The following is a 12,637-nucleotide window of genomic DNA, read 5'->3' on the forward strand; positions in this document are numbered from 1 at the left end:
GTGCCACTGCCACCGCACTTGCCGCCGCTGCGCGACGACATCGAGATCTTCGCGTCCGGCGCCTCGTCCTCCGGCGCGCCCGCGTGGCGCCTGTACGATCCGGTGCGCAATCGCTTCTTTCAGATTGGCGAGGCCGAATTCCAGATGCTGGCGCACTGGCAGCTGGCCACACCGGCGGCGCTGCTGGACGCCGTGGCCCGGGCCATGCCGCTGGCGCCCGACGAGAGCAACCTGGAAGCACTGCTGCTGTTCCTGCACGGGCACCAGCTGCTGGCACGGCGCGACCGCAGCGCCACCGCCGCCCTGGGCGCACTGGCGCCGAAGCCGCAGCGCTGGTATGCCTGGCTGCTGCATAACTACCTGTTCGTGCGTATCCCGCTGGCCAATCCGGATCGCCTGTATGCCTGGCTTGCGCCGCGCCTGACATGGCTGTTCCGGCCCGGCTTCTGGCTGCTGGTGGCGCTGCTCGGGGTGACTGGCGCGGCCCAGGTGATGGCGCAATCGGCCCGCTTTGGCGCCACCTTCAGCTACGCATTCAGCCTGGAAGGGGCGCTCTGGATTGCGCTGTCGCTTGCCCTGCTCAAGTCATGCCATGAGATCGGACACGGGGTGGCGGCCAAGCGCCACGGTCTGCGCGTCACGCGCACCGGGGTCGCGCTGCTGGTCCTGTGGCCGGTGTTGTATACGGATGTGAACGATATCTGGAAGCTGTCCGACTGGCGCGCGCGGTTCCAGGTCAGCGTGGCCGGCATTGCCACCGAATTGGTGTTTGCCGTGGCGGCGACCTGGGGCTGGCTGCTGCTGCCCGAGGGGCCGCTGCAAAGCGCCATGTTCATCATTGCCGGCACGGCCTGGGTACTGTCCCTGGCGATCAATCTCAATCCCTTCATGCGTTTTGACGGCTACTACCTGCTGTCGGACCTGCTGGATTATCCCAATCTGCAGGAAGCCTCGTTTGCAGCGGCGCGCTCGCTGGTGCGGCGCTGCCTGGGCCTGCGCGAACCTGCCCCGGGCAGGGCGCTGGCTGCCTATGGCCTGGCAACCTGGGTGTACCGGGTGGTGCTGTTCCTGGGCATTGCCTACTTTGTGCTGCTGAGTTTCCCACCCCTGCTCGGGGTACCGCTGGCAGTAATTGAAATCGGCTGGTTCATCGCGCGCCCGGTGCTCGCCGAGCTGGCGCTGCTGTGGCCGCGCCGCGGGGAGGTCACGCGCGCGCGCCGTGGCGCCATTGGCGCCGCCGCGGCCCTGGTGGCCCTGCTGGCGGTGCTTCCCTGGTCGTCGCGGGTCAGCGCGCCGGCCTACCTTGCCTGGGCCGCGCGCGAGTCGGTGTTTGTGGCGGCCAGCGCGCGTGTGAAAGCGGTCCACGCGCGCAATGGCGATGTGCTCAAGGCGGGCCAGGTCGTGCTGGAGCTTGAGTCGCCGGAACTGGACTCGCGCCTGGCCCTGGCGCAGGCCCGCGTGCGCGAGGCGCAGGCGCGCCTGGACAAGGCGGCCAGCGGCGCTGCCTCGTTTGACCAGTCCGATGTGCTGCAGCAGACCCTGGCCGAACGCATGGTCGAACGCGACAGCGTGCTGGCCGATATGGAGCGGCTGACGGTGCGTGCCTCGCGCAGCTGTGTGGTGCGCGATCTGGCCTCGCACGTGGTGGCGGGGCGCCGGATCAGGGCCGGTGGCAAGGTCGCCACGCTGCTGCCGGCCGGCGCGGCGGCACCTCAGCAGATTACCGCCTATGTGCGGGAAGACGATGTACAGCGCCTGGCGCCCGGCGCGGCGGTGCGCTTTTATCCCGATGGCGATCCGCTGACGGTGGTGCGGGGCCGGGTGCGCACGGTGGGCGTGGGGGCCAGCGCCGGCGTGGGGGAGCGGGCACTGACATCGCTGTCGGGCGGGCCGCTGCCGGCGCTGCAGACGGCCCATGGTGAACGCCTGCACGGCGCCTTTTACGCGGTCGACGTGGACGTCGAGACTCCCATGACCACCATGCGCAGCACCGTGACCGGCACCATCCAGATCACGTCCTCGTCGCATAATCCGGTCATGGACCGCATGCGTGCCGCCATGGCGGCGCTGAACCGCTACCTCGCATTCTGACCGGCTGTTACTGTGCCGGCGGGTACACCCGCTGGCGCGTGAAATCCCAGCGCGCGGGCTTGCCAAAGGCCGGTTCGGCAACGGTGGCGTTAAAGCTGTTTTCGGCGCGCTTCATGCGCCGCTCGAGCACCGCATCCGGCGCCGGCGATGGCCCGGGCCGGAACACGTCGGTGCGCACATCCTTGCCGGCCCCTTCCATGGTCATGGTCAGGGTGCGTGACGTGGGGTCGAAGCGTACCCCCATGCCGCCGGTATTGAGGTCTTGCAGATACAGGCCGCTGGCGTGCTGGCGCACCACCCACCAGTCAAAACAGGCGTCGCCCGGCCAGCTGGCCCACTGGCACGAAAAGTACAGCACCAGGTGCTGGGCATCGAGACGCCTGACCTTGAGGCGGGCCTTGGTGTACACCCACCTGGCGTCGGGCGCCGAGGTGGACGATACCAGCGTGTAGTGCGCCACCATCCGGTCGGCCGCTTCGCTCACGCTGACGGCACGCGCCGGCGCGTGAAGGGACAGGGCCAGCCCCATGAGCATCGCCATTGCGGCAGCGCCGGCTCCGCCGGCACGCGGTGCCGGCCTTGTCGGAGGGGGCATTTGCGAGGAAAATCCGCCGTTGCAGACGATCGGCCACAGCGGCATGGCATGTTGTACTTGCTTCATGTTATAAAGTGGGCCGCAGGTTAAAGTTGAGAGAACAATAACAGCATCACCGGTGCCTTGCACCGGCATTCAAAGGCAAGATTGACCATGACTCGCAAATATCTGGACATGAACCAGCACGACGCACTATACACCGTGGCCCGCCGCTACCCTGGCGGGCTGGAGGCACTGGCACGGGAAATGGGCATTTCCGCCAATGTCTTGCGCAACAAGCTCTCGCCCACCATTGCTTCGCATTATCCATCGTTCGAGGAAGTGTCGATCATCGTCGAGCATTGCCACCGGGGCGGCGTCGCGGAAGCGCATTTGCCGCTCCATGCCTTGCTCATGCGCCATGGCATGGCCGCCTTCGTGGTGCCACAGCCGGAACAGGCCAGCCGCGACGACCTGTCGCAAACCGTATGCCGGGTCATGAGCGAGGTGGGCGCCGTGGCCGAGGCGGTGTCGAGCGCACTGATGGATGGCGTGGTGACGACTGCCGAAGCCGACCTGATCGAGCGCGAATTCCACTCGGCCCTGTCGGCCCTGGGTGCCTGGCGGGCCCGCCTGAAGCTGCAGGGAGCCGGCGGCGCTTAACCGCGCGCGCCCGAGCCGGAAGGGCGCAGGGAACGCAGGAACAGGCCCAGGCCGCCAATGGCCAGGACGAGGATGGCGAGCAGTTCAAACGCCGACATGGTGCGCAGGCTCATGTTGACCGATGAGATCACGCCCATCACCAGGGCCGCAAACGAGGCTATTGCAAGGAACCAGCCCAGGTAATTTTTGCTGTTGTAAAAGACCATGCCGACGCCGATCATCAGGGGAATCAGGATCATGCCGCCGGTAATGCCGAAGCCGGCGCCAATGCCGAACAGGCGCGTGCCCATGCCAAAGTTGGACGACACCACAATGCCGTTGAGCAGCATGTAAAAGCCGCCGCACATCATGATCAGCCCCAGGAAAAACTGGCCGCTGCCCCCACTTGTTCCACCTGCACCATTCATGATTGCGCTCTCCCGCGTGTGTTAAAGACGCCATCATAGCAAACAAGGTTGCGTGGATTACATGTTTTTCATAGGTAATAATGAGGGTGGATTACCGCCGCCGGCGCCGTCCGGGGCCGCCTAGGCGGGCGTGTCGGCCGGCAGGACGCGCAGGATTTCCTGCATCAAGTCCTTGAGTGTGACCACGCCGAGCAGGTGCCCGTCTTCGGTCACCGCCACCGACTCGACCTGGTGCTCGGTGAGCTGGCGCGCGACGTCTTCGACCGTTTCGTGGGGACTGACTTCAAAGTGCTTGATGCGGCAGATTTCCCATGCCTGCACTGCCTTGGGGTTCTTGTTTTCAAAGTGAAACTGCGCCAGTTCGGCCGCGCCAATCATTCCCGCGATGATGCCGTTGGCGCCCATGACGGGCGCGCAGCTCAGGTGCTGTTCGGCGAAAATTTCTTCCACCCGGGCCACGGAATCCTCGTCGTGCACGGTCCACAGCTTCGGCTCCATGACTTCGGCAATGGGCCGGTGAACGGTGGAGACGAGCGCGGCAGCGCCGTCGGCCATGGGCGGCGCGTGGGCACCCACCACGGTAGGGTCGACCGGCTCGAGCGTGAGTCCCAGGCCGGTATTAAGGCGGCGCTCGGGACCAGTGTAGGGCATGGCAGCAGTGTTCACGGCACGTCTCCTGTGGTGGTGTCAGGCGAGCTTACCCCCGCACCGGCGCTGACTCCGTTCGTTAGCGTACGGAATCTATCGTTGGTCATGAAACTTCCGCGCCGCCTTGCCATCCAAACCTCAAGGCTGCACGAAAAAGCGGTGACGGATGCCGAGCGCGGTATCACACCCCGGAATCTTCATTTACAGGCCGCAATTTGGCAGGAATACGCCTACAGCACTGGCGCGGGTGCACCTATTCCCCCGGCAGCTGGGGCGTCCTACCATATTGCCTCCATCAAGCGATATGAGGCAAAAATACCATGAAAACAAGCACGACTATCCAGATGTCCCTGGTTCTTGCCGCCGCCCTGGGCCTGACGGCCTGCAAAAATGACAGCAACCACAGCACCCTCGATCCTGATCAGGGCAACACCGCCAATATGGCTGGCACCGGAGCGGGCAACACCACCACCGGTGCGACGGGTGGCAGTGCCACTTCGCCCGGCTCGAACGTTGGCGCCATTCCCGGTGTCAGCGGCGGCGTGGTGGAAGGCAGCACGGCCACCGGCAGCAATGACATGGTCGGCAGCGCCGGGACCGGTGCCACGGTCACGTCCGGCAGCAACATGAACGGCGCCACCGGCAGTGGCGACACCAGCGGCATGCCGGGTAGCTCGCCGATCGGCACCAGCGGTGCAGGCGCTGCTGCCGGGTCTGCCAACACGCCGCCGCCACCCCGCACCGGCGACACCCAGCAGTCGACCTATCCAAGCCGTTAACGCAGCACTCATTCACTGACCACCAGGAGGAATACATGCTCTCTCGACTCATTACCGTCGCCGCGCTCGCCGTTGGCGGGGCCGTACTGGCAAAACAACTGAAAAAAAACAAGGGACAGTCGTCCGATTCGCATGTCAGCGAAAGCGTCGACGTCAATGTGCCGGTGCGCGTGGCTTACGACCAGTTCACCCAGTTTGAAGAGTTTCCCCGCTTCATGGACAGCGTCCACGAAGTGCGCCAGCTCGATGACAAGCGCTTGCACTGGAAGGCCACGGTCTTTGGCAAGGCCATCGAATGGGATGCCGAAATCACGGAACAGCGCCCCGACCAGCTTATTGCCTGGCGCAGCACGTCCGGCACGCCCAATGGCGGTACGGTCACCTTCAAGAGCCTGTCCAGGTCGCGCACCCGCGTCACGCTCGAGATGTACTACGAGCCGACCGACGGGGTTGAAATGGTGGGCGACGCGCTCGGTGCCGTGCGCATGGAGGCCCGGGGCAACCTGAAGAAATTCAAGGAAATGATCGAGTCGCGGGGCCAGGAAACCGGGGCCTGGCGCGGCACCATCACCCAGGACGCGGGCAGCAGCGCCACGCAATAAGGCCTGGGCTGCGCTATTTGTTGATGACGAGTGACAGGCGCTTGACACCGGAAGGCGGCATGCTGCCTTCCGCGCGCACCCGGTTGCGCCCACTTGCCTTGGCCAGATAGAGGGCGCGGTCGGCCGCGTCAATCAGTTCGGACGGCACCATGCCCTCGATCGGCACCAGGGCGTGGACGCCGCAGCTGACGGTCACGCTATGGGCCCGGCCCGGCACGTGGGTGAGCTTGTGGGCCGCCACCGACTTACGGATGGCTTCGGCCACGGCAATGGCGCCCCGCAGTCCGGTACCGGGCAGCAGAATGGCAAATTCTTCGCCGCCCAGGCGCGCCGCCAGATCGTGACTGCGACGGCGCCCGCCGTGGATGCGGGCTGCGACAAATTTCAGGCATTCATCCCCGGCGGGGTGACCGTACAGATCGTTATATTTCTTGAAGTAATCGACATCCAGAATAATCAGGGCCAGCGAGCGACCCTCGGCCATGGCGCGGTCGAATTCCCGCACAAGGCGGGTGTCAAACTGGCGCCGGTTGGCAATGCCGGTCAGGGCGTCGCGCAAGGCCTGCTGCCGCAGGGAGCGGCTCTTCTTGACCAGCAGCTTTTGCAGATTGCGCCGTTCCTTCTCGAGCTGGTCACGCAGCGAGATCTGGCTGTACAGGCGTACGCCCAGCCACAGCTGGATCAGCATCAGCAGCGACACCCCGGCGGTGGACAGATAGGCGCTGTCCCACCAGCGCGCCAGGATCTCATCGGTGGAGCGGGACACCGCGATCAGCAGCGGGTAGCCGGGCACGTTCTGGTAGCTGTACAGGGTAGGCGCTTCGCTACTGCCGGCCGGCGGTCCGACTATCCTCGATCCGGCCGGGCCGGCACCGCGGCGCACGGCGAACAGCGTGCTGTTGCGTATGTCGCGTCCCACATCATGGTTGCGCGGCAGGGTATGAAGCAGCTGCCCCGATTCCAGGGCCAGCACCACATTGCCGCGGGTGCCCGGCTGCATGCCTTGCAGGCCGCGCAAGTGTCCGATCCGGATCAATGCCATGGCCACGCCCCTGAAGCTGCCATCGTCGGCAGTGAGCGGACGCGACACCGGCAGCAGCCATTGCGACGACGCGGCGTCCCGCAGCGGGCTGCCGACGAATAACTGGGCTGCCGGCAGATAGCGGTGCTGCACGAGATGGCTGTTGATGGTGGCGGCAGGCACAGCCGCCCCTTCGCTCGCCAGCAAGGCCGCGCCATCGTCATCGTATCCGGCCAGAGCGTGCAGCAGGGGAAGGCGGCGCAGGCGCGCGGCCAGGTAGTCATCGAGCGGCGCCGGTTCGCCCAGCATGCTCTCGCGCTCGAGCCGTTCGCCCAGGTCGAGCAGGGTCAGGTCAACCTTGTCCAGATCCTGGCTCACCTGCTCGGCCAGCGCGCTGGCCAGGTTCGACGCGGCCGTGGCCGCCTCGTCCAGTTGCATGGCGCGGGCCGTGTAGACGCTCCAGCCCTGCATGCCCCCGAGCGACAGGCACACCAGGGACAAGAAGACGATGGCCCACAAGGTCACCGGGCGCTTCTGGTGATCGAGCTGGGACAGGGAGGCGAGGATTTGTTCCGGCTTCATGTGCCTGCAAGGGGCGGGCATGGGTGCAGCCGGCGCGGAAATGGGGTTAGGGGCACGTGCACATTGATTGGATAGAAACCACCCATCTTAGCCGAAACATTCCTGCGGGCGGTGGTTTTGCAATGTTTTTTATTGGACAGCACCCAGTTTATATTTGCGCAATATTTTGGCGTAGGTGCCATCGGCAGTCATCTGCTTCATCGCCCCCTGGAGCAGGGCTGCGTCGCCCTCGGTGAAGTCGAGGGAGCCACCCAGCCAGGTGGCGGTTTCGCGCACCGGAGCACTCATGACGAAACGTTCCGCCCGCTGCCCGCGCAGCAAGGCGATGAAAATGTCGCGGTTGCCCACTACGGCGTGCACAATGCCGCGCTGCAGCAAGCGCAATGCTTCCGCCACCGATGAGGCTTCCACGACCCGATAGCCTTGCTGCTGCATGGCGCCCACCATGAGCGAGCCGCGCAGGATGGCGATCCGCAAGTGCTTGCTGCGCTCGGGGGCGGCGGCATCGAATGAACTGCCTTTCAGGCTCAGGAACAGGAATGTTTCGCGGTACAGGGGGGCGAGCCAGCGATAGCGCGCTTCGCGCTCGGGCGACCGGGTCAAGGGAAAGATGGCCGTGCGCGGCGTGGAAACCGATAGCAACATGGCGCGCCGCCATGGCACGAAGGATACCGCGAACGGGATCCCGGTCCGCCGCCCCAGTTCCAGCACCATTTCATGCTGGGCCCCGGCGCCGAGCGGACTGGCGGCCATCGCCATGGGCGGCAATTCACTGGTAAGGACGGTAACCGGTGCATGGGCAAGCGCCGGGCGCAGCAGGCACGGCAACAATACCAGCAGGCAGCAGCACAACGTATGCCTCCAGGCCATGATGGATTCCAATTGACTGTCGTGATTCATTGTAGCGCCATGCCGACTTGTAGCGCACACCTCATGACTGATAGTAGCGGTGGCGGCACTATATGCATGCCTTAAAGATTTGCTCAAAAGTTTCCCAGAGCGCGTAAAATTCTCTCGCGAAGCACATCGACGACAGTTGCGCAGGCCATTGCAGTCAATGTCAATACATTCATTGGTGTGCCATTGTTATCTACTTCGAGGATTTTGTATGCACCATATCCGCACCGCCGTGCTGGGCGCCTGCCTTGCCGTATCCACCCTGGCCGCGCCAGCCGTCGCGCAGGACGACAAGGTCGACAAGGGTCACCCCCTTGTGGGCCAGACCGACAAGCCGCAAGCGGCCGCGAAGGCGGAGCCGGACGGCAAGGATGCCAAGAAGTGGGATGTCAACAAGCCCCCCGGCCAGGCGCACCAGGTCCAGATCGATACCCGCACCGGTACCTGGATGACGGTGGACGTCAGTCCTGATGGCAAGCATATCGTGTTCGACCTGCTGGGCGACCTGTACCTGCTGCCGATCACGGGCGGCCAGGCCAAGGCATTGACCCACTCGATGGCATGGGAAATGCAGGCCCGCTTTTCACCCGATGGCAAGCAGATTGCCTATATGTCGGACGGCGCCGGTGGCGACAATATCTGGGTCATGGATGCCGATGGCAGCAATGCGCGCGAAGTGAGCAAGGAAAAGTTCCGCCTGCTTAACAACCCCGTGTGGCATCCGAATGGCAAGTTCATAGCCGCCCGCAAGCATTTCTCCGGTACGCGCTCGCTCGGGTCGGGCGAAATCTGGATGTACCACGCCCAGGGCGGGAGCGGGGTGCAGCTCAATGAAAAGCCCAACTGGCAAAAGGACCTGGGCGAACCGGCCTTTTCGCCGGACGGACGCTACCTGTACTACTCGCAAGATACGACGCCCGGCACCGTCTTTGAATACAACAAGGATTCCAACGGCGAGGTGTACACCATTTTCCGGCGCGACCTGGTGGGCGAGAAAACCGCGCCCTTTGTCAAGGGCCATGGCGGCGCCGTGCGTCCCACTCCCTCGCCCGACGGCAAGTACCTGGCCTTTGTGCGCCGCGTGCGCAACCAGTCGACGCTGTTCATCAAGGATCTGGCCACCGGCAGGGAAACCCCGGCCTGGGACGGGCTGGAGCGCGACATGCAGGAAGCCTGGGCCATTCACGGTGTCTATCCTGCCTTCAGCTGGATGCCCGGCAGTAAGGAAATCATCGTCTGGGCCAAGGGCAAGATCTGGCGCGTCGATCCATTCGCCAGGCGCGCCAGCGAAATTGCTTTCCATGTCAAGGATACGCGCGAAGTGCGCGAGGCCGTGCGCTTCCAGCATGCGGTGGCGCCGGAGGCGTTCGATGTGCGCCAGCTGCGCTGGGTCAATGTGTCGCCCCGAGGCGACAAGGTGATCTACTCGGCGCTGGGCCACCTGTACCTGCGCAGCCTGCCCAATGGCGAACCGAAACGGCTGACGCGCCAGCAAGAGCACTTTGAATATTTCCCCCGCTTTTCCCGCGACGGGCAGCGGGTCGTGTTCGTGACCTGGAACGATGAGCAGCTCGGCTCAGTGCGCACCATCGACCTCAGGAGCGGCAAGGAAACGACGCTCACGACCAGCCCCGGCAAATACATCGAACCGACTTTCTCGCCTGACGGCAAAGAGGTGTTCTTTGTCAAGAGCCGCGGCCGCAGCCTGCTCAGCCCCTGGCATGGCCTGGACACCGGCGTCTACCAGGTCAGCGCCAGCGGCAACGGCAAGCCGGTGCAGATCACCGACGATGGGCGCGCGCCCCAGTTCGGCGCCGATGGCCGCCACCTGTATGTGACCCGCACCACCTCCACCGGGGAAGTCGATTCGTTCACCTCGCTGGTCCGCATCCGGCTCGACAAGTACGAGGAACACACCATTGCCAAGGGCGAGTTTGTGACCAATTTTGCGCTGGCGCCGGACGGCAACTGGCTCGCTTACGGCGAACGCTTTCACACCTGGGTGACGCCGCTGCCGCTGGCCGGCAAGACGCTGACCATCGGCGAAAAGACCGAAGGCATGCCGGCGCGCCAGCTGGACCTCGATGCGGGCGACTACCTGCACTGGAACGGCAACAGCACGGCCCTGCATTATTCATTGGGCGACGAACTGTTTTCGCGCGAGCTGAACCGCGCCTTCGCTCCGGCCCACAGTGACCCCAAGCTGGAAAAGGCGCGCCTGGAAGCCCTGACCCGGGCGCCTGGCCTGAAGATCGGCTTCCGGGCCCGCGCCAGCGAACCGGCGGCCACGGTCGTGATCGACGGCGCCCGCATCGTGACCATGCGGGGCGACCAGGTCATCGACAATGGCCGTATCGTGATCAAGGGCAAGCGCATCGCCGCCATCGGCAGCGCCGCTGAAGTGGCCGTGCCCGCCGGCGCCACCCGCATCGACGCCTCCGGCAAGACCATCATTCCTGGCCTGGTGGATGCACACTGGCACGGTGCGATGGGGGAGGATGGCATCGTCCCGCAGCAGAGCTGGGTCGATTATGCGGGCCTGGCCTTTGGCGTGACCACCGTGCACGATCCTTCAAATGATACCGGCACCGTCTTCACCCATAGCGAAATGCAGCGCGCGGGCCGGCTGGTGGGACCGCGCATCTACTCGACCGGCACCATCCTGTACGGGGCCAAGGGGAATTTCAGCGCCACCGTCAACAGCCTGGACGACGCCATGACCCACGTGCGCCGCCTCAAGCAGGCCGGCGCCATCAGCGTCAAGAGCTACAACCAGCCGCGCCGCGAGCAGCGCCAGCAAATCCTGGAAGCGGCACGCCAGACCGGCATGATGGTGGTGCCAGAAGGTGGTTCCCTGTTCCAGCACAATATGACGATGGTGGTCGATGGCCACACCGGTGTCGAGCATGCAATCCCGGTGGAAAACGCGTATGACGATGTCAGGCAGCTGTGGTCGCAGACCCGGGTCGGCTATACGCCAACGCTGGTGGTGGCCTACGGCGGACTCGATGGTGAACACTACTGGTATGCCCGCACCGACGTGTGGCGCCATCCGCTGCTGTCGCGCTACGTGCCCAAGTCGGTGCTCGAGCCGCGCAGCATCCGGCGCGAGACTGCACCGGACGAAGACTTTAACGTCGTCAAGGTGGCGCGTACGGCCACCGAGCTGCAGCGCGCCGGCGTGCCGGTCAATATCGGTGCCCACGGCCAGCGGGAAGGCCTCGGCGCGCACTGGGAAATGTGGACCCTCGTCATGGGCGGCATGACGCCGCTGGAAGCGATCCGCGCGGCCACGATTAACGGCGCGCGCTACCTGGGCCTGGAGCGCGATGTGGGTTCGCTGGAAGTTGGCAAGCTGGCCGACCTGGCCATCATTGATGGCGACGTGCTCAGCGACATTCGCAAGTCCGACCGGGTGCAGCACGTGATGATTGGCGGACGCCTGTACGAATCGGCCACCATGAACGAAGTGGGCGCCACGCCCAGGGCGCGCAAGGCTTTCTTCTTTGAAGGCGAAGGCGGTGCCAGCGCGCCGGTGGAAGGGCACGCCCACAGCCACGGGGAAGGGCGCCACTGAGCCTTCCATGGCGGCCTGAACGCTGACAGGGGACGGCTGGTGCCTGTGCCCCTGCGCTGTCAGCGCATGGCCGGCTTCATCAGCTCGGCCACTGCCGCACTGCCGGCATCATGGGCCTGGCGCGTCTCGAGCGAGAGAAATCCGCCGATGGTGGCCTGCACCATGCTTTCCACGATTTGCTCGTGGCTCAGGCGCTTGTCGCGCAGCAAAAATTCCACCGTCGGGTCGCAAGCCCGGGAGTACAAGGTGTAGACCAGCACATCGTCCGGCACCAGGGGGTTGAGCGCGCCCTGTTCGCGCGCCAGGGCAACGAGCTTGTGGAAGCGCTTGTCCACCCGCAGCGCCACCGTGATGTAGTCCAGATTGAGCATCAGGTTGCGCTGCAGTGTCTTGCTGGTCGATGGCAGGTGCGGCACGCCACCCTGGAGGCGCAGTTGCAGCGACCAGGCCAGGATGCGCCGGATCTTGTCGATCGCCGGCCAGTCTTCCCCGTAACTGTCGAGCTCGGCCATGGTCAGGTTGAGCAGGCGCACCATGGCCGCCGCCGCCAGTTTCTCCTTCGAGGAAAAGTGCTTGTACAGGCTGCCCTTGGCAATGCCCACGCGCTCAGCCACATCATCCATCGTCATCAGGTCGAAACCCTTTTCCGACAGCAGTGAATTAGCCGCCAGGATGATGGCGTCTTCACGCGCATCGAATTGCTGTTTTTTAAACGGTATACGAAATTCCATACAATTTTTGCACGAATAAAAACTCTGTAGTATATTTCGTGACCGGTCAGTCACGAAATGAATGG

11 protein-coding genes are annotated in these 12,637 nt (G+C 64.6%); 5 read left to right on the forward strand and 6 right to left on the reverse strand.

Annotated features, from left to right (window positions below):
* Entirely contained in the window at positions 1-2,091 is a 2,091-nt protein-coding gene (locus KY495_RS18555) for an HlyD family efflux transporter periplasmic adaptor subunit (RefSeq protein WP_219880828.1), read from the forward strand.
* A 7-nt stretch (positions 2,092-2,098) separates the two neighbouring features.
* Here the strand turns inward: KY495_RS18555 and KY495_RS18560 are convergent, their stop codons facing one another.
* The gene (locus KY495_RS18560) at positions 2,099-2,632 is read right to left on the reverse strand and encodes a hypothetical protein (protein ID WP_219880829.1); all 534 of its coding nucleotides are present in this window, start codon (positions 2,630-2,632) and stop codon (positions 2,099-2,101) included.
* Positions 2,633-2,839: 207 nt separating this feature from the next.
* On the opposite strand from KY495_RS18560, the gene KY495_RS18565 reads away from it, so the two are divergent.
* The gene (locus tag KY495_RS18565) at positions 2,840-3,328 is read left to right on the forward strand and encodes a phage regulatory CII family protein (RefSeq protein WP_219880830.1); all 489 of its coding nucleotides are present in this window, start codon (positions 2,840-2,842) and stop codon (positions 3,326-3,328) included.
* Here KY495_RS18565 and KY495_RS18570 read toward each other — a convergent pair.
* Positions 3,325-3,735: a hypothetical protein gene (locus KY495_RS18570; protein ID WP_219880831.1), complete on the reverse strand. Its 411-nt coding sequence runs from the start codon at positions 3,733-3,735 to the stop codon at positions 3,325-3,327. The two genes, KY495_RS18565 and KY495_RS18570, sit on opposite strands and share 4 nt — an antisense overlap.
* A 120-nt stretch (positions 3,736-3,855) precedes the next feature.
* Positions 3,856-4,401, reverse strand: a complete 546-nt coding sequence (locus KY495_RS18575) for a cyclic nucleotide-binding/CBS domain-containing protein (protein ID WP_219880832.1) — start codon at positions 4,399-4,401, stop codon at positions 3,856-3,858.
* Between the two features lie 302 nt (positions 4,402-4,703).
* Between KY495_RS18575 and KY495_RS18580 the strand changes: the two genes are divergently transcribed.
* Both KY495_RS18580 and KY495_RS18585 read left to right on the forward strand, forming a co-directional pair.
* On the forward strand, positions 4,704-5,162 hold the full coding sequence (locus KY495_RS18580; protein ID WP_219880833.1) for a hypothetical protein: 459 nt from the start codon (positions 4,704-4,706) through the stop codon (positions 5,160-5,162).
* Positions 5,163-5,197: 35 nt separating this feature from the next.
* Positions 5,198-5,764: an SRPBCC family protein gene (locus tag KY495_RS18585; protein WP_219880834.1), complete on the forward strand. Its 567-nt coding sequence runs from the start codon at positions 5,198-5,200 to the stop codon at positions 5,762-5,764.
* Between the two features lie 13 nt (positions 5,765-5,777).
* On the opposite strand, the gene KY495_RS18590 is transcribed toward KY495_RS18585, so the two are convergent.
* Both KY495_RS18590 and KY495_RS18595 read right to left on the reverse strand, forming a co-directional pair.
* A complete protein-coding gene (locus tag KY495_RS18590; protein WP_219880835.1) occupies positions 5,778-7,367 on the reverse strand; it encodes a diguanylate cyclase in 1,590 nt (529 codons plus the stop codon).
* Between the two features lie 129 nt (positions 7,368-7,496).
* Positions 7,497-8,237 carry an ABC transporter substrate-binding protein gene (locus KY495_RS18595; protein ID WP_219880836.1) on the reverse strand — a complete coding sequence of 247 codons (741 nt, stop codon included), beginning with the start codon at positions 8,235-8,237 and terminating at the stop codon, positions 7,497-7,499.
* Between the two features lie 238 nt (positions 8,238-8,475).
* On the opposite strand from KY495_RS18595, the gene KY495_RS18600 reads away from it, so the two are divergent.
* Positions 8,476-11,841 (forward strand): amidohydrolase family protein, encoded by a 3,366-nt coding sequence (locus tag KY495_RS18600; RefSeq protein ID WP_219880837.1) that lies wholly within the window; start codon positions 8,476-8,478, stop codon positions 11,839-11,841.
* Positions 11,842-11,900: 59 nt separating this feature from the next.
* On the opposite strand, the gene KY495_RS18605 is transcribed toward KY495_RS18600, so the two are convergent.
* Positions 11,901-12,572, reverse strand: a complete 672-nt coding sequence (locus KY495_RS18605; RefSeq protein ID WP_219880838.1) for a TetR/AcrR family transcriptional regulator — start codon at positions 12,570-12,572, stop codon at positions 11,901-11,903.
* Positions 12,573-12,637: the final 65 nt, after the last annotated feature.

The organism is Massilia sp. PAMC28688 (assembly GCF_019443445.1).
Lineage (GTDB): Bacteria > Pseudomonadota > Gammaproteobacteria > Burkholderiales > Burkholderiaceae_D > Telluria_A.